Origin of the sequence: Kitasatospora sp. NPDC093806, assembly GCF_040683335.1 — a bacterium.
Classification (GTDB): Bacteria; Actinomycetota; Actinomycetes; order Streptomycetales; family Streptomycetaceae; genus Kitasatospora.
This window is the reverse complement of record NZ_JBFBDO010000079.1, coordinates 1-22,902: the sequence shown is the minus strand read 5'-3', so window position 1 is coordinate 22,902 and position 22,902 is coordinate 1. Positions and strand designations below refer to the sequence as shown.

Below are 22,902 nucleotides of genomic sequence, written 5' to 3'. Positions count from 1 at the left end.
CCTCCGGGGCCGCCATGGTCGATCCGGTTCCGTCTCCTGGGGTCAGCGCGCTCCGAACATCAGCGGGTTCCGAACATCAGCGCGCTCCGAACATCAGGGTGAAGGTCGCGGCGTGGTTGCCGAAGCGATCGGTGTAGCGGCCGGCGCCCGGGCCCGCGTCCTTGAAGGCGGGGTTGAGGATGGCGGCGCGGTGCCCGTTGTTGGCGAAGTTGTTCTCGGGGTTGTGGTTCATCCACCAGTAGACGGCGGCCTTGGGGGTGCCCCAGGTCCAGCCGGCGGGCACGACACTCGCGCCGTCGCTCCGCCCGCCGCCGTTCTGGGTGTTCTCCCCGGACGCGGTGGCGGCGTAGCCCGACTTGGCGAGGCGGTCCTCAGGCCAGGCGTATCCCGCTCGGGAGTCCCAGTGGGAGCACACCAGCGGCGGGTTGTGCGACGGGCAGGCCCGATCCGGGTTGGTCGCCCAGTTCTCCGAGTGGGCCCGCGCCTGGGCGGCGAGTTGGCCGTTGAAGCAGAGTGCCGGGAGGCCGCGCTGGGTGCGTTCCACGTTCACCAGGTAGACCAGCGCGTGCTCGGCGTTGACGACATCGGCGTCCGTCTGTGGAACCTTGTCGACATAGCCGGCGTACGGCTCTTCCGCCTTCTGGCAGTCCCCGGCGGTTCCGAGCGGGGTGCCGTTGTTCCAGGAGGCGGCGATGTCGGCCTTGCGGTCGCCGTTGTAGTCCCCGGCGAGCCACTGGGTGGAGTCGAGCCAGCCGCCGGCGTTGGTCGCCCAGTGGCTGCGGGTGAAGCGGTTGCCCGTGGACTGGCTCACCGTCAACGTGTTGGTGCCGCCGTTGTTCCAGATGGCGGCGATGTCGGCTTTGCCGTCGCCGTTGAAGTCGCCGGAGACCCATTTGGCGGCGTCGATCCAGCCGCCGTCGCGGTCGGACCATTGGGTCCAGCCGGGGAAGCGGGAGCCGTCGGAGAGGTAGACGGCGGTGGAGAGTTGGCCGCCGTTGTTCCAGGACGCGGCGATGTCGCTCTTGCCGTCGCCGTTGTAGTCCCCGGCGAGCCACTGCGTGGAGTCGCTCCAGCCGCCGGCGTTGGTGGCCCAGTGACTACGGGTGAAGCCGTGACCGTTGGACAGGCTCACCGTCAACGTATTGGTGCCGCCGTTGTTCCAGATGGCCGCGATGTCGGCTTTGCCGTCGCCGTTGAAGTCCCCGGAGACCCACTTGGCGGCGTCGATCCAGCCACCGTCGCGGTCGCTCCACTGCGTCCACCCCGGGAAGCGGGAGCCGTCGGACAGGTAGACCGCGGTGGACAGCAGGCCGTCCGAAGCGGCCAGCGCTGGGCCTGAACCGAGCGGCAAGGTGATCGCCATCGCCAGGATCACGCCTCCGGCGGTGGCCCATGTCCGGCGCTTGGGCATAACTCCTCCTTCAGCGGCCGCGCTGGCGAGCCGCTCGCGGCAGTGCGTGAGCTGAGCCGTCCGGTGGTCGCTGGAGACGGAGCCGGCGCAGCCGGGACCAGGCCGTCGACGGAGCCGATCACACTCGGGATCGAACCGTCGGACGCGCCTGCTGTGCGGGTCGCTCGGTTGACCGGTGCCCGGGTCCGGCGCCGGCAACCTCCTCTACATGTACAAGTAAAGGACGGCCGAGTCCGCCGTGCAACTGCTGTGAGAGCAAACGCAGTTGTGCCCCGGCGATCGATCCGGGCGCCGGCCCGGCAGCGGATCGCCGATACCGCGCAGGACACGGCACCGGGGGCGGGGATAGATTGGAAGAGGAAGGGCGTTCTGCCGATCCGGAACCCCCCTGACCGATTCGGCAGGGCGGCATCCCATGCGGCCGGTCAGTGACCGCCGGCGGGGGAGGCGTCTCGTTGCCCGGCCCCGGCTCCAGGGATCGAGGCATCATGTCGGACGTCAAGGTCATGTGGACCGGGTTGGAGTGCCAGATCCGTCAGGAGAAAAAGGACGAGGTCTTCGGCACGATCCAGCTGATCGCGGGCACGAGTCCGCAGCCCGTGATCAAGTTCCCGGACGGCGGCGGCGGGACGTACCTCCTCGGGCCCCCGGGCCAGCGGATGGTCGCCGTCCAACAGCCGCTCTACTCCGGCCCCGCGCAGGACCTCACGGTGTCCGCGACCTTGGTGGAGTTCGACTCCGGCGACGTGACCGAGGAGAAGAAGGCCATCGCGGAGGCCGTCTCCAAGGCGGCGGCCGCCGCCGTCGCCGCGTTCGCCGGCGGCGGAGTGGCCGCCATCGCCCTCCCCTTGATCGGGCTGCTGTCCGAGGCCTTCGTCAATCTCGTCGCCGACGTGTTCGGCGTCAAGGACGACCCGTACAACCCCGGGGCGATCGCCCTGACCCAGGCGCAGCTCCTGTCCGCGGACTCCCGCCGCCAGACCCGCACCCGACCCGACGACCCGCGGACGCTGGAGTTCACCGACACCATCGTCCTCACCGGCGTGGACGACGCCGGCGACATCGGGAAGTACGTCTTCTACCTGGACGTCCGGCCCGTGGCGCCCGGCTCGGGCACGCCGGGCGGCGTCACCCCGCCCACGGTGAGCCAGGGCTCCCAGGGCGAGGTGGTACGCGCGCTCCAGCGACTGCTGAACGAGCACGTGCCCGATCTGCCCTCGCTGGCCGTCGACGGAGACTTCGGCCCCGCGACGGACGCCCGGGTCCGCGAGTACCAGCGGCGCGTCGAGATCATCGTCGACGGCGTCGTCGGCCCCCAGACCTGGGGCATGCTGACGGACGGCGAGCTGGCACAGGAGGCCTCCGCCGGCACCCCCACCCTGCAACAGGGCGCCCACGGCCCGGCGGTGCGGAAGCTGCAGCGGCTGCTGAACGACCACCTGCCCGACCTGCAACTCGCCGTCGACGGCCGCTTCGGCCCGGTCACGGACGGCCGCGTGCGCGAGTTCCAGCAGCGCGTCGCCATCGCGGTCGACGGCGTCGTCGGGCCGCAGACCTGGGGGCACCTGACGCAGTAGAGGGCGTGTGCGCGTCTGTGCGCGTCGGTGCCGTCAGCGTGCGTCGGCGAGGAGGAAGTCGAGCAGGATCTGCCGGCTCGTCTGGGAGGTGAGGCTGCCGTACACGTCGTCGAACGCGTGGTCGGCGAAGGGCAGTTCCCTCACCTCGACGGGGACGCCCTGCCTCCGCAGCGCGTCGCCGAGGCCGGTGACGGTCGCCGGTCGGGCGCTGCGGTCGCGGTCCCCGACGACGAGCAGGGTGCGGGGCAGGCCGGGGCGGACGTCGGACACCGGGGACACCTCGCGGTAGCGGTCCGGGTACTGCTGCGGGGTGCCGCCGGTGTACATCTGCGCCGCCTCGCGGGTCCCGGCCACGTCGTCCCGCCACATCTGCGCGACGTCGGTCCCGGGGTAGAAGCCGATCACGGAGGCCGGGGGTGCGGGGGTGGCGCCCTCGGCGGCCCGGATGGTGCCGTTCTGGAGGCGGTAGCCGGTGTTCATCGCCAGGGTGCCGCCCGCCGACATGCCGCCGAGCGAGATCCGTGCCCGGTCGATGCCGTAGGCGTCGGCGTTGCGCTGCACCCAGCCCAGGGCGGAGAGGAGGTCCTGCGGGGCCTTGTCCCAGGTGGGGCGGTCGGGGCCGGCGAGGCGGTAGTCGACGGCGAAGACGGCGACGCCGTGGTCGGCGAGCCAGCGGCCGGTGCCGCGCAGGTCGCTCTTGTCGAAGGTGTGGAAGCCGCCGGCGTGGGCGAGCACGACGGCCGGAACCCGCCGGTCCGGCGCCTTCGCGGGCAGGTACGCGTCCACCCGCAGGGGCTCGCCCTCGGGGCTCGCGAAGGTCTCGGTCGTGTCCGGCTCCGCCGCCGGGTAGCCGAGTTCGGTGAACACCTGGCCCGCCGAGAGGTGGACGCCGGCCTCCCGGGCGGCCTGGAACTGGACGCCGCCGATGATCAGCGCGCCCATGGCGCACAGCGTCGAGACGACGGCGACCACACCTCCCCAGCGCACCAGGCCGGCCCGCCGGGCCGACAGGGCGAGGCCGGCGGCGACGAGGGCCAGCAGGGCCAGGTGGAAGGGGTACTGCCCGCCCAGGACCGGGCCGATCACGCCCGCCTTGGGTATCGCGGGGACGTACGCGCCGAGCACGATGGCGACGGCGAGGAACGCGAGGAACGACGCCAGGACGGCGGAGGCGGCCCGCAGGATCCGGACGGGACGTCCGGGCTGGACGGGCTCGACGGGCTGGACGGGTGACGCGGCGGAGCTTCGGGGGGTGGTCACGGCGGTCATGGCTCTACTCCTGCGATGGTGCGCGGGGCGGTCGCCGCCGCCCGCGGAACGTGTCGGGAGCCGCGAGGTCCTCGCGATCGCACACGGCGGCGGCGAGGACCGGCTCGGACATCAACGCTAGGAAGCCGGCGCCCGCGCGGTCCTCACTCCGCGGAGCCGTTCTCCGGAGCAGCTCTCGGGTAGGGGGTCGGCGGGAGCGGCCCCGGCCCGTGCCGCCGCACCGGCGCGGGATCACAGACCGGTGCGGCCGGGAACGACCAGTCCCGTCTCGTAGGCCAGGACGGCGGCCTGGGTGCGGTCCCGCAGGTGCAGCTTCTGCAGGATGCCGCCCATGTGCGTCTTGACGGTCTGCTCGGCGACGACGAGTTCGGCGGCGATCTCCGCGTTGGAAAGCCCCCGGGCGACCAGCACGAGCACCTCGGTCTCGCGGTTGGTGAGGACGTCGATCCGCACCCGGGCCGGCGGCTTCGCTGAGCCGCCCAGCCGGGCGAACTCCGCGATCAGCCGCTTGGTGAGCCCGGGCGACAGCAGCGCGTCCCCGGCGGCCACGACGCGCACCGCCTCGGCCAGTTGGACCCCGGAGGCGTCCTTGAGGAGGAATCCGCCGGCGCCGGCCCGCAGCGCCTCGTACACGTACTCGTCGAGGTCGAAGGTGGTCAGGACGAGGACCCTGGTCGGCAGGTCGGCCTGGTCGGTGATCCGGCGGGTGGCCTCGATGCCGTTCAACCCGGGCATCCGGATGTCCATCACGATCACGTCGGGGCGGAGCTCCTCGGCCTTCGCCACCGCGTCCAAGCCGTCCACGGCGGTCGCGATCACCTCGATGCCGGGCTGGGCGCCGAGCAGCACCGAGAAGGCCTCGCGGACCATCGCCTGGTCGTCGGCGATCATCACTCGGATCGTCATGCGGTCTGTTCCCTGCCTGTTCGGACGGCCGGGGCGGCGGGCACCGGCAGTAGCGCGGTGACCTCGTAGCCACCGTCGGGGGTGGTGCCGGCGGAGAACTCCCCGCCGAGCATCGCGGTACGTTCGCGCATGCCCAGGAGGCCGTGCCCGGCTCCCGGCGAGGGCGCGGCGGCCGCGGCGCCGGGCCCGTTGCGGATCCGCAGCCGGAGGGTGGCGTCGGTGTACGTCAGCTCGACGCGGGCCGCGGCACCCGGGGCGTGGCGCAGCGTGTTGCTGAGCGACTCCTGCACGATGCGGTAGGCCGACAGCTCCACGCCCTCGGGGAGCGGACGGCGCGGCCCGGAGACCGCCGCCCGCACGTCGAGCCCGGCCGCGCGCACCCCGGCGAGCAGGTCGTCGAGCCGTTCCAGGGTGGGCTGCGGAGCCTCGGGACCACGCCCGCCGGGACGGTCCTCGGAGCGCAGCACGCCGAGGAGGCGGCGCAGCTCGGTCAGTCCCTCCAGGGCGCCCGCGCGGATGTCGGCGAGCGCCGCGACCAGTTCCGGGGGCGGGTCCGCGACCCGGTACGGGGCGGCCTCGGCCTGGATCGAGATCACCGACATGTGGTGGGCGACCACGTCGTGCAACTCGCGCGCAATGCGGGCACGTTCCTCCAGGACGGTGCGCTGCGCCCGCTCCTGGGAGAGGGCCCGCTCCTGCTCCGCCAGCCGGGCGCGGACCTCCCGCGTCCGGCGCACCGCGGTCGCGGCGGCCACGACGAGGGCGAACAGCGCGAGCACGATCGCGGTGAAGTACCAGGGCCCGATCCGTCCGCCGACCACTTGCAGCCCCAGCAGCAGCCCGGTGCCCAGTGCCACCGTCTCGGCCGTCACCCGCGGCGGGTTGCGCAGCGCGACCAGGAACGACAGCCCGGCCTGCACGGCCCAAGCCCAGCCCGTGTACGGGGCGAAGGGCGGGTACAGCGAGAACACCGGCAGCATCACCAGCGACAGCCACCAGGCCGGCAGCGGGCGGCGCAGGGCCGCTACCAGGAGCGCGGCGTGGAACATCCCGACGGGGCGCAGCGGGATGTCCTCGGTGGCGGAGACGGCCGCGAAGACCGCCACCGCGCCGACCGCACCGTGCGGCAGCCACCTCAGCGGTCCCGGCGCGCCCATGGGCGGCATGGGCTGCGGGGCCGTGGTGAACAGATCCTTCCGCACGGTGTGCAGCACTCCGCGCACCGACCGCCTCCCATACCCGTTCATACCGTCAGTATTCTCCAGCCCGATCGTCCGACTCGTTCACCGTCCCGCCCCGGCCGGGGCACATCCGGTCACCACGTTACGGAGCCGACCCACCGCCCAGCCTCCCGCTGCGGAGCCGTTCTCGGCCTGGCTCTCAGGTATGAGGCGCCGACCGCCCCATGGCCCGGATGACGGACGAAACAACTCGGCCAAATCCAGGGCCTCACTTCTGCGGGGCTCGTACGAGCATGGCGAAGCGTTGGCGCAGGTGCTGGAGAAGCTTGAGGCGAACGGTTCCGGCAGGCTCTCGTGGGTGGATCCCTATGGCGATACACAGTTCGACGAGCAGGAGGCGGAAGTCGCGCTCGGCGAGATTCCGGGTCTGTTGCGGCGGTGCGCCGACGCATCGGAGACGGCTGCCGTGAACGACCTCGCGGCGTTGCTGAAGGCCTGCGCGAGCACGCCCGGGAGCTGCCTCTGGTTCATCGGGGACTGAGGCGCCGGGTGGCCGGTGGGGTCAGCGCGTGGGGCGGGAGCGGAAGGTGCGGCGGTAGGTGTCCGGGGGGACGCCGACGGAGCGGGTGAAGTGGCGGCGGAGGGTGGTCGCGGTGCCCAGGCCGGTGGCGGTGGCGATGGTGTCGATGGTGCCGCCGGTGGTCTCCAGCAACTCCTGGGCGCGGCGGATGCGTTGGGTGAGCAGCCACTGGAGCGGGGTGGTGCCGGTGGCGGCGCGGAAGTGGCGGCCGAGGTGGCGGGAGCTCATCCGGGCGCGGCGGGCGAGGTCCTCGACGGTGAGGGGTTGGTCGAGGCGGGCCAGGGCCCAGGGGAGGACGTCGGCGAGCGGGTGGTGGTCGGGGGCGGGGACCGGGGTGGTGACGAACTGGGCCTGGCCGCCGTCGCGGTGGGGCGGGACGACCAGGCGGCGGGCGACGGTGTTGGCGACCGCGGAGCCCCGGTCGAGCCGGACGAGGTGCAGGCAGAGGTCCAGGGCGGCGGCCTTCCCGGCCGAGGTGAGGACGCTGCCGCCGTCGACGTAGAGGACGTCCGGGTCGACGCGGACGCGGGGGTGGCGGGCGGCCAGGGCGTCGGTGTGGGCCCAGTGGGTGGTGGCGCGGCGGCCGTCGAGCAGGCCGGCGGCGGCCAGGACGAAGGCGCCGGTGCAGAGCGAGGCCACCCGGGCGCCCGCGGCGTGGGCCGCGCGGACGGCGTCGACCAGTTCGGCGGGCGGGTCCACGTCGACGTCGGCCCAGCCGGGGACGATCACGGTGGCGGCCCGGGCGAGGCGGTCGAGGCCGTGGTCGGGGTGGAGCAGGAACCGGCCGGCCCGGACGGGGCCGGGGCCGCAGAGGGTGAGGTCGTACCAGGGGCCGGGCAGGGTGGCCGGGGCGGAGCCGAAGACCTCGCAGGCCAGGGACAGTTCGAAGGGCAGCATGCCGTCGGTGACGGCCAGGGCGATGGTGCCGGCGGTGTCCATGTCCGGAATTGTATGGGTGCTGTCGTTCCGGACACTCGTGGCGGGGTGGCCTGGGAGCTGAGGATGGTCGTGTCGGACCGGAGAGGTCGGACGGGATGGAAGGGGAGCGGCATGGGAGCCGGGCAGGCGGTCGCGGTGTACGGGGCGAACGGGCACACCGGGCGGTTCGTGGTGGCGGAACTGCGGGAGCGCGGGTTCGTCCCGGTGCTGTCGGGGCGGGACGGAGGGAAGCTGGAGGCGCTGGCCGAGGAGACCGGGCTGGAGGCGCGTCCGGCCGCGGCGGACGATCCGGCCGCGCTGGACCGGGCGCTCGCCGGGACGGTGGCCGTGGTCAACTGCGCCGGGCCGTTCGCCGTGACGGCGGGGCCGCTGATCGAGGCGGCGCTGCGGGCCGGGATCCCGTACCTCGACGTGGCGGGGGAGATCGAGGCGAGCGCGGACGCGTTCGCCCGCTACCGCGAGCGGGCGGAGGCCGCCGGGACGGTGGTCGTCCCCTCGATGGCGTTCTTCGGCGGGCTCGGCGACCTGCTGGCCACCGCGGCGATGGGGGACTGGACGGCGGCCGACGAGGTGCACATCGCCTACGGCCTCAGCAGCTGGCACCCGACGGCGGGGACGCGGGTGGCGGGCGCGGTCTCCCGGGAGCGGCGCGGCGAGCGGCGGGTCCGGTACGCGAACGGCCGGCTGGAACATCACGAGGACGAACTGCCCGTGCTGGAGTGGCGGTTCCCCGAGCCGCTGGGCGCGCGGGCGGTGATCGGGGAGTTCACCATGGTGGACGTGGTCACCGTCGGCAGCCACCTGGCCGTCCCCGAGGTCCGCACCTACATGACGGTGGAGGCGGCCCGGGACGTCGCGGACCCGGACACCCGGGCCCCGGCGGCGGTCGACGAGAGCGGACGGTCGGCGCAGACCTTCCTGGTCGACGTCGTGGTCCGCCGGGGCGGTGAGGAGCGGCGGGCCGCGGCGAGCGGCCGGGACATCTACGCGGTGACGGCGCCGCTGGTGGTCGAGGCCGTGGAACGGATCCTCGCCGGGCGGACCGGGGCGCTCGGCGTCGTCGCGGCCGGGGAACTGTTCGACGCGCCGGACTTCCTGCGCGCGCTCGCCCCGCACGTGGTGTCCGAGCCGGCCCCGGTCGGCTGACGCGCCCGGCGAGCCGGCCGTCGACGACCCCTGGACTCCTAGCGGATGGGCAGGGCCTTGACGCCCGACAGCAGGGGGATGAGGTTGTACTGCCCGTCCCCGGGGGCGCAGGCGGGCTTGGTGTCGGGGGTGTCGGAGACGTTCGTCCCGGCCCGGAAGCGCCCGTCGCCGCTCGGCGCGACGGTCGTGAAGTGGTCCTGGCGGCCGAGGAAGTAGTACATGCACTGGTGCAGGTTCAGGTACCGCCCGGCGGTCAGGTCCAGGGGCAAGGCGCTGGACAGCAACGGGATCGGGGGGTCGACGAGGCCGCCGTCGCTGCACCACGGGGCGGTGTCACGGGTGTCGGAGACGTTGGTGCCGGCGACGAACTTGCGGTCGGTGGTCGCCACCACCGTGGTGAGGTGGGTCTGGCTGTAGGGGCTGAAGAACACGCACTGGTGCAGGTTCAGATAGCGCCCGGCGGTGAGGTCGTAGGCCTGGGAGGCGCGGTAGACGTTGGGCACGTAGGTGCCGTCCCCGGCGCCGCAGACGGGGTCGGGGTCCACGGTGTCGGAGACGTTGGTGCCGGCCGTGAAGCGCCCGTCGCCGCTCGGGACCACGGTGGTCATCAGGTCGAAGCTCGCCGGGCGGAAGGAGTCGAAGACGCACTGGTGCAGGTTCAGGTACCGGCCGGCCGGGGGGCGCGGGGGAACGGTGATGGCGGTGGCGGCCGGGACCGGGCCGACCAGGGCGGCGACGGCCGCGGCGGCTCCGACGAGCGCGGCGGAGCGGGGGAGGAGGCGCATGGGGGAGGTCTCCGGGATCCGGTGCGGCCGCTCCGACCGAGCGGCCGTCACGCAGGAGGCTTCCCGGGGCGTCCGGTGCCGCCGGTCGCCGCGCGGGAATTTCACCTGAACGACCGGGCACGCGGACGGGCGCCGCCCCCGCACCGTTCGACTCGGTGCGGGGGCGGCGCTGTGCTCCGCGGGGTCTAGCACTCCCAGCGGTGGGAGCGGAGGTGGACGCCGGTGCCGCCGTTCTGGGAGAAGTTGCCCCTCGCGCCGGCCGCCGTGCACACCACGCGCTGACCGGTGTAGTTCGCGCCGGTGAAGAAGGCGACGGGTCGGCCGGACTTGCCGTTGTTGAACACCGAGCGGACCTTGGTCGTGGCGGACCAGCTGCAGGTGTCGCCGGCCTGCCAGTCCGGGTCGTCGTAGGGCCAGGCGCACACCTGGCCCGTCCCGTTGGGGCCGCTGTAGGCGCAGACCCGTCCGTCCACGCAGGACCACGGGTCGAGGGCGGCGTGGGCGGGCTGCTGGGCGGTGATCAGGGCGGCGCCGGCCGCGGCGAGCGCGGCGACGAGGCCCAGGCGTCGACGGGTGCGTTCCATGGTGATCGGTCCTTCCGAGTGAGGGGTGTGGGAGTCGTGCGGGGGTTCAGGCGCCGGGCGGGCTGACGTAGCCGGAGACGGGCTGGTGGTTGGTGCGCACGCTCGACGGGTCGAGCCGGGTGCGGTGGGCGACCGCGTCGCCGAGGTTGCCGTCGACGGTGTCGAGGGTTCCGTCGGGGCGGACGGCGACGACCACGCCGACGTGGCCGGGCGTGCCGCCGTCCGGCTCGCCGTAGATGACCAGGTCGCCCGGCTTCGGGGTGTAGCCGCCGCGCTGGTGGAACAGCCCGTGCTGCTTGCCCCACTTGCCGATGCCGCGCGCGGCGAGGACGTCCGGGGTCTCCTCGATCCCGGCCCGGTGCCACGTCCACTCGGCGAAGGCCGCGCACCACGGCGTCTGCGCGCAGGATCCGCCGTTCTTGTGGTAGGCGAAGTACTTGTCGCAGGAACCGGACTCCTCGGGCGACCCGCCCTCGGGGGTGATCTCCGCCCGGGCCACCGAGACGACGCGGTCGCGGACGGTGGCGGCGGACGCGGCCGGGGCGGTGGCCGCCACGCCGAGCGCGGGCAGGACGGTGAGGACGGCCAGCGCGGCGGCGGTCGGGGTGCGCCGGGACAGCTTCATGAGAGCTCCTCCATTGGGGTGAACCGGCCCTGCCTGCCTCCCGATCGCCGCCTACAGTCGGGCGAACATGCCCGGGGGCATGCGGGGACCGGGAGGCGGTGGCACGGCGGGAGTGGGCGAGTCGGCGGATCTGCGGGATCCGCGAGATCTGCGAGTCGGTGTGACGTCGTGGGACCCATCCTGCGGACGTCCGCGGGCCGGCACCAGGCCCTCCGGCCGGTGCGGCGTCCCGGCGCTCTCCCACGTCCCATCCCACCGCTCCGACCTGCGGAAACGATGGACACTGGGACAGCGAGTGGGACAACAGCGCATGCATGACGGACCGTCGGACGGCAGCACGGACGCCGCGAAGGAGGAGCCGGACCACCCCAGGACGCTGCTCGTCCGGGCACTGAACGACCGACTCGGGGCGTCGCACCTGTCCCTGGACCGGGTGGTGGCCCGGCTGCGGGACCGGCTCGGTGGCTCCGACGTCCGGGGGTTGAGCACCTCCTCGATCAGCCGCTACCTCGACCCCGGCCGCACCGAACTGCCGGACCTCGCCGTGCTCGCCGAACTCGCCCGGATCTTCCGCGCCGACCCGGCGGAACTGGCCCGCTGGCAACGCTGGCACGCCCAGGCGAAGCTGGCGGCGGACCACGAGCTGCGCGACCGCCGCGCGGCGCGCCGTACCGCCGCTGCCGCCGAGGCACCCGCTGCCACCGCCGCTATCGCCGCTACCGCCGCTACCGCCGACCCGGTCCCCGAGGCTGCCGCCCCGGTGGGCCCGGCGCCCGCCGAGGAGTCGCCGGCTGTTCGGCGGGCGGCGTGGTGGACGGCGTGGTGGGCGTTGTGGTGGTGGCCGCGCCGGCGGGGCGCGGCGTTCGGGGGGCTGGCGTTCGGGGGCCTGGCGCTCGCGGCCGTGGCCGGTGGAGCGGTGTTGTGGGCGGGGTACGGCGGGCCCGTTGACACCGCGTCGGTGACGGCGCCGTCGGCGAGCGCGGAGCGGCGCGGGTCGGCGCCGGTGACCCCCAGACCGATCGCGGGCTTCGCCGACGGGGTGGAGGTCGGCGCGCTCGGCGGGGACAGCCGCTGCTCGGCGCCGAAGGAGGGGCCGTCCGGCACCCTGCTGCGCGCCTGTGCGATGGTGCAGCCCGGGCAGGTGCTGTTCGCGGTGCGCGTCGACAATCCGACGGACGCGCCGGTCGAGGTGACCGCGAAGGTGGCCGGCTTCTGGGCGGGCGTCCTGCACTCCTGCGACCCCGGACGCTCCGTCGTGCACACCACCGTGGCCCCGGGGGCCACCTTCACCAGCGACCCGGCGGAGTGCGTCACACCTCGCCGCAGCACCCCGCTCGCCTACCAGGCGGAGGCCTTCGTCGCCGCCGGGAACGGCCAGGGTTGGGTCGGCCACACGCTCTCCCCGAACGCCCACGTCTACCCGGAGCGCGAGACCCTGTGGCGCTGCCGCGGCGACGTTCCCTGCTGAGGCCGGTCCGGTGGCCTGGCCCGGGGTGAGCCGTCAGCCGTGCCCGGGCTGGGCGAGCAGGTCGGTGAGTTCGGCTTCGAAGAGGGTGGCGGGGTAGAAGCCCATGCCGGTGAAGTGGCCGGCGAGTTCGAGGGACAGGACGCCGTGCAGGCGGGTCCAGAAGGCCAGGGCGAGTCGGAGGGCCGCGGGCGGGGCGGGGTGGTCGCCGGCCCAGCTGCGGTGGTCGGCGAGGTGGGCGGTGAACGGGGTCGGCGGGGTGTCCCGGGCGTCCGCGGGGAGGGCCGCCGTGCAGGCGGTCAGCAGGGTGGCCATGATCTCGCCGGAGATGGCGGTGGTGTCCTCGGGGGCCTGGTAGCCGGGGACGGGGGTGCCGTAGATCAGCAGGTAGCGCTGGGGGTCGGCGAGGGCCCAGGTGCGCAGGGCGCGGGCGAGGCCGGTCAGGTTGGCGCCGTCGTCGGCGGCCGCGCGGAGGGTGTCGGCGAGGCTGCGGTAGGCCTCGCGGACGAGTTCGGTGATCAGCTCGTCGCGGTTGGCGAAGTAGCGGTAGAGGGCGGGACCGCTCATGCCCATCTGCTTGGCGATCGCGTTGAGGGAGAGCGCGGAGGCCCCCGCGGTGGCGATCTGCTCCCAGGCGTGCGCCATGACCTCGGCGCGTACCTGGGCGCGGTAGCGCTCGCGAGGGGTGTCGTCCGTCTGGGCCATGGCGTGCCGCCTTCGCTGTCCGTCGTCGCGTTACATGGTCATGGGTTGGTTAGAAGGTATCACGGAAGCTATTGACCATCGGTGCGGTGAGGCGCTAGAACCTCTAACAGGAGTTACTGGCTATAGAGAAGGGAATGCCATGTTGGGTATCCGTGCCGCTGTCATCGCGGTTCCGCTGGTCGTCGGCCTGCTGGGCGGCGCCGCCGCGCCCGCCGCGCCCGCCACCGCCCGGCCCGCCAAGCCGCTCAGCTGCCGAGGGGAGGGCGTCGACCCGGCCGCGAAGGTGCGCTACCGGACCGAGGCGGTGATCGACGCGCCGCTGCCCGTGGTGTGGAGGCTGCAGACCGACGTCGAGCGCTGGCCGTCCTGGCAGGGCCCCGTGACGAGCGCGGAGCGGCTCGACCACGGCCGCTTCCGGGCGGGCTCGGCGTTCCGCTGGACGGTCCCGGTGCCGCCGGTGCCCGGGATCCCGGCCACCGAACTGGACATCACCTCGACGGTCCGCCAGGTGGAACGCGGCGCCTGCATCCGCTGGACCGGTCCGGCGGTCGGCGAGGGGCTCCACATCGACGGCGTGCACGTGTGGAGGTTCACCGAAGTCCGGGGCGGCGTCCGGGTGAGCACCGAGGAGACCCACACCGGGCCGCAGGTGGACGCCGACGTCCCGACGGCGACCGGGATCCTCCGGGCGGGACTGGAGGGATGGCTGGCCGACCTCAAGGCCGCCGCCGAGGCGCAGGCGCACTGACGGGCGCACTGGCAGGCGCATGGACGGAGGCGCTGGACGCGCCCGCGCCCCGGCGGCGGGTGGGGGTCAGCCGTGGAGGCGGTCGGCGGCCTCGTCCTCGCTCAGCGCGTCGATCTCGGCGATCAGCAACTCCTCGATCCGGGCGGCCAAGGCGGCGGCGGTGGACAGCTCGAAGGCGTCCCGGATCGGGACGTCGAGGCCGACGCCGGCCCGGATCCGGGCGACCACGCGGGTCACCAGCAGCGAGTCCCCGCCGAGTTCGAAGAAGTCGTCGAGCGCGCCGACCCGGGGCAGGCCCAGGACCTCCTGCCACAGCTCGGTGACGAGCTGCTCGGCGTCGGTGCGCGGGGCGAGGTAGGCGCTCGACGCGGCGGGCGCGGGCTCCGGCAGCGCGGCCGTGTCCAGCTTCCCGTTCACGGTGAGCGGGAGTGCGTCGAGCAGCACGACGGCGTCGGGGACCAGGTAGGCCGGCAGCCGCTGGGACAGGTGCTCGCGCAGGGTGGCCGGAGCGGGTGCGGAGGCGCCGGGCGCGGGGACGGCGTAGCCGACCAGCCGGCGGCCGCCGAGCACCACGGCGGCCGCCCGGGCCACCCCCGGGTGGGCGGTGAGCGCGGCCTCGATCTCGGCCGGCTCGATCCGGTAGCCGCGCAGCTTCACCTGCTCGTCGGTGCGGCCGAGGTACTCCAGCAGACCGTCCGAGCGCCAGCGGGCCCGGTCGCCGGTGCGGTACAGCCGCCCACCGCCGGCAGCCGCGAACCGATCGGCCGCGAACCGATCGGCTGCGAGCGGGTCAGCCACGAACGGGTAAGCCACGAACGGGTCGGGCCGGAACGCGGCCTCGGTCAGGTCCGGCCGGCCCAGGTACCCGCGGGCCAGCCCGTCGCCGCCGATGTGCAGCTCGCCCTCCGAGCCGCGCGGCAGGAGGTCGCCGCGCTCGTCCAGCACGTACAGCCGCACCCCCGGCAGCGGCCGCCCGAGCGGCGGGCGGTGGGTGGCGTCGGGGGCGCCGAGGTCGCCGGCGGTGACGATGACGGTGGCCTCGGTCGGCCCGTAGGTGTTGACCAGCCGGACGGTGTCGCCGTGCCGCTCCCGCCAGCGGGCGACGGAGCCGGCGCGCGCCTCGGAGCCGCCGAGCACCACCAGCCGCAGCGCGGCCGGCCACGGCGTCTGCTCGTCGAGCGAGACCAGCTCCTCCCAGTAGGCGGTCGGCAGGTCGAGCACGGTGACGGACGGGCCGTGCGGGCCGCGCAGCAGTTCGGGCAGGGTGCGGCCGCCGTCGGGGAGCAGGACCACGCAGGCGCCGGAGACGAGCGCGGGCCACAGCTCCTCGGCGTGGGTGTCGAAGCCGATCGAGGCGAACTGCACGATCCGGTCGTCGGGGGTGAGCCGGTAGCCGTCCGGCCCGGCCATCCAGTCGACCCGGGCGGCGAGGGCCGCGTGGTCGACGGCCACCGCCTTGGGGGTGCCGGTGGAACCGGAGGTGTAGAGCGCGTAGGCGAGGCCGGTGTGGTCCTCGGCGGGAGCCGACGGGGCGGCCGGGGGCTCGACGCGCAGCCCGGCCCCGCCCTCGTCCGTCACCAGCAGCGCCGCGCCCGACTCGCGGAGCATCAGCCGCCGCCGCTCCTCGGGGTGGGCGGGGTCGAGCGGCAGGTAGCCGGCCCCGGCCTTCCAGACCGCGAGCAGCGCCACCACCAGCTCGAAGGACGGCGCGACCCGTACGCCCACCAGCCGGCCGGCCGCCGGGCCGAGCTCGGCGGCCAACTCATCCGCACGCCGGTCGAGTTCGGCGTAGGAGAGGGTCCGTCCGGCACACTCCAGGGCCGGCGCCGCGGGCGTGGCGGCGACCCGTTCGGCGAAGCGGGACAGCAGCGGGCGGACGGCGCCCGGCTCCGGTCCGGTGCCGAGGGCGAGCAGCGCGGCCCGCTCGTCCGGGCCGATCAGCCAGTCCCCGTGCAGCGGCAGCGTCGGGTCGTCGACCACGAGGGTGAGCAGCGCCCGGCAGCGGGCGCCGAGCGCGGCCACCGTGGACTCCTCGAAGACCTCCCGGTCGAAGCAGAAGGAGAGCGTCAGCCCGCCGTCCGGGGTGCGCCAACTGTCCAGCAGCAGATCGGTCTTGGCGCGCTCGAAGCCGGAGTCCATGGACGCCGTGCGGACCCCGGCGGGCAGCGGTGCGCCGCCGTCCTCGCCGGCCAGGTCGTACTGGCTCTGGTGGACGAACACCGCCTGGTAGAGCGGCGCCGCGCCGGCCTCGGCGGGCAGGCCCAGGTGGGCGGCGAGCCGCTCCACCGGGACGTCCTGGTGGCTCAGCGCGCCCAGGGTGGCGGTCCGGACCCGGTGCAGCACGGCGCGGAAGTCGGGTTCGCCGGTGAGGTCGGCGCGGATCACGCCGGTGCGGGCGAAGTAGCCGACCAGCGCCTCCTGCGCGGCCTCGGTCCGGCCCGCCAGCGGGGTGCCGACCAGGAAGTCGGTGGTGCCGGTCCACCGGGCCAGCACGCACTGGTAGGCGGCGAGCAGCACCATGAACGGGGTGCAGCGCTCGCGGCGGGCCAGGCCGTCCAGGGCCGCCGTGAGGTCCGGGTCCAGGACGGTGGTGGCGAAGCCCGCCGGGTGGGCCGGGTCGGCCGGGCGGGGGTGGTCCAGCGGCAGCCGCAGCCGGCCGGTGCCGGCCAGCTTCTCGGCCCAGTAGCGGAACGCCGTCTCGGCGCCGCCGGCGGCCGCCCGTTCCTGTTCGGCGCGGGCGAGTTCGCCGTACCGCACGGCGAGCGGGGCCAGCTCGGCGGGCGCCTCGCCGAGCGCCTCCCGGTAGAGGGCGAGCAGTTCGCGCCAGAGGATCCGGAACGACCAGCCGTCCGAGACGATGTGGTGTACCACCAGGGCCAGCGCGTGCTCGTCCGGCCCGGCCGAGACCAGGACGGCGCGCAGCGGCGGGCGGTCGGCCAGGTCGAAGGGCGCGTTGACGGCCGGGCGGCAGGCCTCGGTGAAGTCGCGCTCACCGGCGCCGGGCGGCAGCTCGACCAGGTCGAGCGGGACGGCGGCGGGCGGTTCGACCAGCTGGACGGGGGACTCGCCGTGCAGGGCGAAGCGGGTGCGCAGGGTCTCGTGCCGGGCGGTCAGCCGGTCGAGCGCGGTGCGCAGGGCGGACCGGTCCAGCGGGCCGCTCCACCTCCGGCAGAGGTACATGTTGAAGCCCGCGTCGGCGGGGTGGAGCTGCTGGAGGAACCAGAGCCGCCGCTGCTCCTCGGTGAGCGGGTGGACGGCCTCGGTGGGGCGGGCGGCGCCGGTGTGCTGGGTGGTGGTCATCGGGTCGCGGCCTCGGTTTCGGTGCGGGGCTCAGGGGCACGGGCGGGGAGCGGAAGGGCGGCGGCGGCCGGGGTGGCATCCTCGGCGCGGGCCGAGAGGGTGGCGAGCCCGACCAGGTCGTCCGGCTCGGCGTCGGGGACGTCGCGGTCGAAGTGGCGCAGCGCCGGGACGGCCAGGCAGGCCAGCACCAGCAGCGCCATGGCCAGGCCGAACAGCAGGTAGAGCAGGCCGATGCCGCGCCCCTCGCCGGTGCCGATCAGGCGTCCGACGGTGTCGGCGAGCGGGCCGTCCGCCTCGATCCAGGGCTGGACCAGCCGCGGTCCGAGCGGTGCCACGAGGGCGAAACCCACCGGCAGGGTGGACCAGGCGACCATGGTGTTGACGGCGATCACCCGGCCGTGGAAGCGCAGCGGCACCTTGGTCTGCACGATCGTCGCGTAGACGCCGTTGACCAGGGCCAGTCCGTACGCCATGCCGAAGGCGCCGAGCGCGACCGGGAGGACGGCGGGCCGCAGGCCGGTCACCAGGCAGGCGGCGGCCAGGCCGAGGGTGGCGAGCAGGACGCCGCGCAGCCGCAGCCGCCGGGGTCCGCCCCAGACCAGCAGGGTCAGACCGCCCAGGACGGCGCCGAGTCCGGCCGCGACCGACACCCAGCCGGCCGCCGCGAGCGGGGCGAAGGACAGCACCAGCGGGGTGGTGAGCAGGAACAACGGGGAGAGGAAGATGTTGAGGACGGCGAAGAACAGCAGCATGGCCCGGAAGTGCCGGCTGCCGAGCGCTCGCCGGAACCCGGCCCGGATCTCCGCGGTGACGCTCTCCCGCCGTCGGGCGGCCATCACGTCCGGGAAGCGCACGGCCAGGGTGACCGCGGTGGCGACCACGTAGCTCGCGACGTCGAGGGCGAGGATGCCGCCGAGGCCGAGCGCCGCCAGCAGGCCGACCGCGAACAGCGGCACCAGGAACTGGGCCAGTCCGAACGCCATCTGGACGACGCCGTTGGCCCGCCCGAGGAAACGTTTCGGGACGAGCTGCGGGACGGCCGAGTTCCAGGCCAGCCGCTGGAAGGTGAGCGCCGTGGAGAGCACGGCGATCAGCACGTACGCGTGCCAGACCCGTAGGCCGTCGGTCAGGAACAGCAGCAGCATCACCGCCTGGGTGAGGCCGGCCGCGAGGTCGCCGTAGAGCATGATCCGGCGCCGGTCGCCCCGGTCCACGAGGGCGCCGGCCACCGGCGCGGTGAGGATGCCGGGCACCAGGCCGCAGGCGGCCAGCAGGCCGAACTGGGCGAGCGAGCCGGTGGTCAGGTAGATCCAGACCGGCAGCGCGAACTCGGTGAGCGCCGAGCCGATCATCGAAATCTGCTGGCCGGCCGCGACACCGAGGAAGCGGCGCATGGTCGGACGCACCGACGAGGTGGCACTGGGGACGGCGGAATCGCCGTCCCGGGAGAGCCCGGCCAGCCACCAGGTGGCGCCCTCGGTGCGCTCGTGCCGCTCCTCCTCGCCGGCCGCCACCGAGCGGTGCACGGTGGTGAGGATCTCGGCCAGCTCGGCGGCCCGGTACTTGAGGTAGAAGTGGCCGGCCTCGTCGAGCACCACCACGCCGGTGGTGTCGCTGAGCCGGTGCCACTCGCGGTACCGCTCCTGGTAGAACTCGGTGGCCGGGTCGCGGTCGCCGCACACCGCGTACACCGGTGCGGCGATCCGGCCGTCCGCGCTCTCGAACAGCCGGGTGAAGTACTGCTCGGCCTCCCGGGTGCCGGTCCGCCGGTTGCGCACCATCAGGCGCAGCTGCTCGACGCCGACCTCGTCGGTGTCCAGACCGGCCGCCGCCAGGGCGTTGATCATGCCCTGGTCGCTGCGCAGCCGGTCGGCGGTGCGGGCCCACCACTCGCCGACGGCGGCGCCGCGCCCGTGCGGCCGGGCGAACGGGAAGATGCCGCCGAGGTGGACGGCCTCGATCTCCCGCCCGGCCGCCTCGACCCGCCGGGCGATCTCGACGGCCAGCCGGACGCCGACGCCGCAGTGGCCGTACAGGACGATCCGGCCCTCCACGGTGTCCAGGATCTCCTGGGCGCAGCCGGCCGCGACCTCGTCGATGTCCATCGCCTCCTCGCCCAGCTCGTGGCCGGGGACGGCGAGCGAGTGCAGGGCCCAGTCGGCGGGCAGGGCGTCGGCGAGCGGCTTGTAGATCAGCGCGCTGCCGCCGCCGTACGGGGTGCAGACCAGGCTGGCGGTGGTGCGGCGGCCCTCCGGGGTGAGCTTGTGCAGCAGCCGGCGCGGTCCGCGGTCGGCGTGCGGGTCGCTGACCAGGGCGGCCAGCCGGCGCACGGTCGGGTACTTGAAGAGGTCCATCACCCCGACCGGGGTCGGGAGTTCGGGGAAGGCGCGGCGCAGCCGGGCGACCACCTGGGTGGCGAGCAGCGAGTGGCCGCCGAGTTCGAAGAAGTCGTCCAGGGCGCCGACCCGGGGAACGCCGAGGAGTTCGGCCCACAGGGCGGCCAGGAACTCCTCCGCCTCGCCCTCGGGCGCGACGAACTCGCCGGTGGCGGTGGGCTCTTCGGGCTCTGGCAGGGAGCGCCGGTCGACCTTGCCGTGGGCGAGCAGCGGCAGCCGGTCGAGGACGACGAAGCGGGCCGGGACCATGTAGTCGGGCAGCACCCCGGCCAGGGCGTCGCGCAGCTCGGCGGTGGTCGGCGCGGGAGCCTCGCCCGGGTGCTCCAGGTAGGCCACCAGGGCCTGGCGCAGCCCCTCGCCGCGGGCCAGCACGACGGCCTGGGTGACGCCGGGCAGGGCGGTCAGGGCGGCCTCGATCTCGCCGGGCTCCACCCGGTAGCCGCGGACCTTGATCTGGTCGTCGGCGCGGCCCAGGTAGTCGAGCGTCCCGTCGGCGCGCCAGCGGGCCAGGTCGCCGGTGCGGTAGAGCCGGTCGCCGGGCGCGCCGAACGGGTCGTCGAGGAAGCGCTCGGCGGTCAGGTCGGGGCGGCCCAGGTAGCCGCGGGCCAGCCGGTCGCCGCCCAGGTAGAGCTCGCCGGTCACCCCCGGCGGCACCGGCTGGAGCGCCTCGTCGAGGACGTGGCAGCGGGCCCCGGCGAGCGGGGTGCCGATCGGGGTGCTGCCGGTCGGGGTGCCGTCGGGGCCGGAGGAGTCCGCGGTGACCTCGTGCACGGTCACGCCGACGGTCGCCTCGGTCGGCCCGTAGTGGTTGAAGACGGCGCACCGGCCGAGCGCGGCCAGTTCGGCGGCCCACGGCCAGGCCGAGGCCTCGCCGCCGAGCACCAGCGCCCGGCGCGGCAGCAGCCGCTCCAGCGGGGCGTCGGCGCCGAGCGCGGCCAGGTGCGAGGGCGTCATCTTGAGGTAGTCGAGCCGCAACTCCTCGACCAGGTCGGCGAGTTCGGCACCGGCGATGCGGCGCGGCAGCAGGTGGGCCCGGCCACCGGTGCTCAGTGCGAGGTAGAGCATGGTGATGCTGAAGTCGAAGGAGAGCGACTGCAGCAGCCCGTAGCCGGCGCCCGGCTCGATCCGCAGCCGATCCCGCACCCCGGCCAGGTAGTTGAGGATCTGCCGGTGCTGGACGGCGACGCCCTTGGGGGTGCCGGTCGAGCCGGAGGTGTAGATCACGTACGCCAGGTGGTCCGGGCCGGAGACCTCGTCCAGCGGCTCGGGGTCCCGCTCCACCGGGTCGAGGTCCAGCAGGAGTTCGGTGCCGGTGTAACCGGGGAAGCGCTCGCGCAGCGCGGAGTCGGTGACCAGCACCCGCACCCCGGCGTCGGCGACCAGGTGGGCGAGCCGGGCGGGCGGCTGCTCCGGGTCCAACGGCAGGTAGGCGCCGCCGGACTTCAGCACGCCGACCAGCGCCGTCGCCAGTTCGGGCGACTGCTCCAGGCAGACCGCCACCCGGTCGTCGGGCCGCACGCCGAGCGCCCGCAGCCGGCGGGCCAGGCCGGTGGCCCGTTCCTCCAGGTCGCGGTAGTCGACCGTGCGGTCCTCGAACACCAGGGCCGGGCGGTCCGGGTGGGCCCGCGCGGTGTCGGCGAGCAGGGCGGTCAGGGTGTCCGGGCGGCCGGCCGGGTCGGGCAGTTCCGGCCCGGCGGCCCACCGCTCCAGGACGTCCCGCCGCTCGCCGGGGGTGAGCAGCGGCAGCCGGGCAACCGGGCGCGCCGGATCGGCCACCGCGGCCGCGACGAGCAGTTCGAAGCGCTCGACCAGGCGCCGGACGGTGGCCGCGTCGAACAGGTCGGTGCGGTAGGTGAGCAGCCCGTACAGGCCGCCGTCGGACTTCTCCCGCAGGTAGAAGGCGAGGTCGGTGCGGGTGGTGGCGGCCTCGTGGCCGAAGCTCTCGGCGGTCGGGGCGTCGGGAGAGCCGGTGGCGGCGGCGGTGCGGTCGCCGTAGTTCTGGAAGGCGAAGCTGACCTGGAAGACGGCCGAGCGACTGACGTCGCGCTCGATCTCCAGATCGGCCACCATCTGCTCGAACGGCACCTCCTGGTGGGTGTAGGCGTCGAGCGTGGTCTCGCGGACCCGGCCGAGCAGTTCGGCGAAGGTCGGATCGCCCTCCAGCCGGGCCCGGATCGGCAGCATGTTGACGAACAGGCCGACCACGCCTTCGAGTTCGCGGTGCAGTCGGCCGGCCACCGCCGAGCCGATCGCGAAGTCCCGCCGGCCGGCGTGCCGGCCGAGCAGGGTCTGCAGCGCGGCCATCAGCACCATGTACCCGGAGGCGTTCGCCGAGCGCGCCAACTCGTTGACTCCGCGCCCGAGTTCGGGGCTCCAGTGGAACTCCAGGGCGGCCCCGTCGAAGGTCAGCACCGGGGGGCGCGGACGGTCGGTGGGCAGCTCCAGGGCCGGCACCTCGCGCAGCGCCTCCCGCCAGTACGCCCGCGAGGCGGCCAGCGCCGGGCCGGCCAACCGCTCGCGCTGCCAGTGCGCGTAGTCGCCGAACTGGACCGGGAGCGGGGCGAGTCGGTCCGGTGCGTCGTGGGCGTGCCGGGCGTAGAGCGCGTCCAGTTCGCGGTGCAGGATGTCCAGCGACCAGCCGTCGCTGACGATGTGGTGCATGACCAGGGCGAGCACGTGCTCGTCGGGCGCGGTGCGGACCAACAGGGCGCGCAGCAGCGGTCCGGCGGCGAGGTCGAACGGCCGCGCCACCAGGTCGGCGAGTTCGCGGGCGGCCCGGGCGGCCGGGTCCGGCTCGGCGCCCGCGTCGATGAACTCGGCCGTCACCGGGGCGGGTTCGGCGATCCTGAGCTCCGCGGTGCCCTCGGGCGTGCCCGGGAAGGTCATCCGCAGCGCCTCGTGCCGGGCGACCAGGTCGGTGAGGGCGGCGTCCAGCGCGGGGCGGTCCAGCGGCCCGCGCAGCCGGCGGGCCGGCGCGAGGGTGTACGCGGTGGAGCCGGGCGCGAACTGGTCCATGAACCAGAGCCGTTCCTGGCCGCTGGAGAGCGGTGGCAGGGTGCCGGGCGGCCGGACCGTCCCGGTCCGGGCGGGCGCGGCGGCGGGTCCGGGCGCGGCGGAGGCGTCAGCGGAGCCGTCGGCAGGGGTGCCGGCGGAGGCGTCCGGGGAGGCGGCGGCCGAGGCGGCCCGCAGGCGCTGGGCGAGCAGGGCGCGCTTGGTCGCGGACAGCCCGGCCGCCTCCGCCGGCACCCCTGCCGACGGCTCCGCTGACGCCTCCGCCGCGCCCGG

The 22,902-nt window shown here is 74.7% G+C and carries 16 protein-coding genes; 5 read left to right on the top strand and 11 right to left on the bottom strand.

The genetic code is table 11. The features are described 5' to 3' along the window. Window positions 1-76 precede the first annotated feature (76 nt). Window positions 77-1,411, bottom strand: a complete 1,335-nt coding sequence (locus AB0N76_RS28700; RefSeq protein ID WP_363561908.1) for an FG-GAP-like repeat-containing protein — start codon at window positions 1,409-1,411, stop codon at window positions 77-79. A gap of 488 nt (window positions 1,412-1,899) precedes the next feature. On the opposite strand from AB0N76_RS28700, the gene AB0N76_RS28695 reads away from it, so the two are divergent. Next, window positions 1,900-2,988 (top strand): peptidoglycan-binding protein, encoded by a 1,089-nt coding sequence (locus AB0N76_RS28695; protein WP_363561906.1) that lies wholly within the window; start codon window positions 1,900-1,902, stop codon window positions 2,986-2,988. A 33-nt stretch (window positions 2,989-3,021) separates the two neighbouring features. Here the strand turns inward: AB0N76_RS28695 and AB0N76_RS28690 are convergent, their stop codons facing one another. The 3 genes from AB0N76_RS28690 to AB0N76_RS28680 all read right to left on the bottom strand — a co-directional run bounded on the left by AB0N76_RS28690 (window position 3,022) and on the right by AB0N76_RS28680 (window position 6,365). Further along, complete coding sequence (locus AB0N76_RS28690) at window positions 3,022-4,257, bottom strand: alpha/beta hydrolase (protein WP_363561904.1); 1,236 nt, start codon at window positions 4,255-4,257, stop codon at window positions 3,022-3,024. A 231-nt stretch (window positions 4,258-4,488) separates the two neighbouring features. Beyond that, window positions 4,489-5,163, bottom strand: a complete 675-nt coding sequence (locus AB0N76_RS28685) for a response regulator transcription factor (protein ID WP_363561902.1) — start codon at window positions 5,161-5,163, stop codon at window positions 4,489-4,491. Then, complete coding sequence (locus tag AB0N76_RS28680) at window positions 5,160-6,365, bottom strand: histidine kinase (RefSeq protein WP_363561900.1); 1,206 nt, start codon at window positions 6,363-6,365, stop codon at window positions 5,160-5,162. Before AB0N76_RS28680 ends, AB0N76_RS28685 begins: the two co-directional genes overlap by 4 nt. 283 nt (window positions 6,366-6,648) lie before the next feature. On the opposite strand from AB0N76_RS28680, the gene AB0N76_RS28675 reads away from it, so the two are divergent. Continuing rightward, window positions 6,649-6,885, top strand: coding sequence for a hypothetical protein (locus AB0N76_RS28675; RefSeq protein WP_363561898.1), 237 nt, complete (start codon window positions 6,649-6,651; stop codon window positions 6,883-6,885). 21 nt (window positions 6,886-6,906) lie between these two features. On the opposite strand, the gene AB0N76_RS28670 is transcribed toward AB0N76_RS28675, so the two are convergent. Then, complete coding sequence (locus tag AB0N76_RS28670) at window positions 6,907-7,863, bottom strand: helix-turn-helix domain-containing protein (RefSeq protein WP_363561896.1); 957 nt, start codon at window positions 7,861-7,863, stop codon at window positions 6,907-6,909. 111 nt (window positions 7,864-7,974) lie between these two features. On the opposite strand from AB0N76_RS28670, the gene AB0N76_RS28665 reads away from it, so the two are divergent. Continuing rightward, on the top strand, window positions 7,975-9,009 hold the full coding sequence (locus tag AB0N76_RS28665; RefSeq protein ID WP_363561894.1) for a saccharopine dehydrogenase NADP-binding domain-containing protein: 1,035 nt from the start codon (window positions 7,975-7,977) through the stop codon (window positions 9,007-9,009). Window positions 9,010-9,047: 38 nt separating this feature from the next. Here the strand turns inward: AB0N76_RS28665 and AB0N76_RS28660 are convergent, their stop codons facing one another. The 3 genes from AB0N76_RS28660 to AB0N76_RS28650 all read right to left on the bottom strand — a co-directional run bounded on the left by AB0N76_RS28660 (window position 9,048) and on the right by AB0N76_RS28650 (window position 11,003). Continuing rightward, window positions 9,048-9,794, bottom strand: a complete 747-nt coding sequence (locus AB0N76_RS28660; RefSeq protein ID WP_363561892.1) for a hypothetical protein — start codon at window positions 9,792-9,794, stop codon at window positions 9,048-9,050. Between the two features lie 185 nt (window positions 9,795-9,979). Continuing rightward, on the bottom strand, window positions 9,980-10,378 hold the full coding sequence (locus AB0N76_RS28655; RefSeq protein ID WP_363561890.1) for a peptidase inhibitor family I36 protein: 399 nt from the start codon (window positions 10,376-10,378) through the stop codon (window positions 9,980-9,982). Between the two features lie 46 nt (window positions 10,379-10,424). Further along, window positions 10,425-11,003 carry a CHAP domain-containing protein gene (locus AB0N76_RS28650; RefSeq protein WP_363561888.1) on the bottom strand — a complete coding sequence of 193 codons (579 nt, stop codon included), beginning with the start codon at window positions 11,001-11,003 and terminating at the stop codon, window positions 10,425-10,427. Between the two features lie 310 nt (window positions 11,004-11,313). On the opposite strand from AB0N76_RS28650, the gene AB0N76_RS28645 reads away from it, so the two are divergent. Beyond that, entirely contained in the window at window positions 11,314-12,471 is a 1,158-nt protein-coding gene (locus tag AB0N76_RS28645; protein WP_363561886.1) for a helix-turn-helix transcriptional regulator, read from the top strand. Window positions 12,472-12,504: 33 nt separating this feature from the next. Here the strand turns inward: AB0N76_RS28645 and AB0N76_RS28640 are convergent, their stop codons facing one another. Next, window positions 12,505-13,173 (bottom strand): TetR/AcrR family transcriptional regulator, encoded by a 669-nt coding sequence (locus AB0N76_RS28640; RefSeq protein WP_363561884.1) that lies wholly within the window; start codon window positions 13,171-13,173, stop codon window positions 12,505-12,507. Between the two features lie 139 nt (window positions 13,174-13,312). On the opposite strand from AB0N76_RS28640, the gene AB0N76_RS28635 reads away from it, so the two are divergent. After that, window positions 13,313-13,921: an SRPBCC family protein gene (locus tag AB0N76_RS28635; RefSeq protein ID WP_363561882.1), complete on the top strand. Its 609-nt coding sequence runs from the start codon at window positions 13,313-13,315 to the stop codon at window positions 13,919-13,921. Between the two features lie 66 nt (window positions 13,922-13,987). Here the strand turns inward: AB0N76_RS28635 and AB0N76_RS28630 are convergent, their stop codons facing one another. After that, on the bottom strand, window positions 13,988-17,221 hold the full coding sequence (locus tag AB0N76_RS28630; RefSeq protein ID WP_363561880.1) for an amino acid adenylation domain-containing protein: 3,234 nt from the start codon (window positions 17,219-17,221) through the stop codon (window positions 13,988-13,990). Next, window positions 17,218-22,863, bottom strand: coding sequence for an amino acid adenylation domain-containing protein (locus AB0N76_RS28625; protein WP_363561878.1), 5,646 nt, complete (start codon window positions 22,861-22,863; stop codon window positions 17,218-17,220). Before AB0N76_RS28625 ends, AB0N76_RS28630 begins: the two co-directional genes overlap by 4 nt. Window positions 22,864-22,902 lie beyond the last annotated feature (39 nt).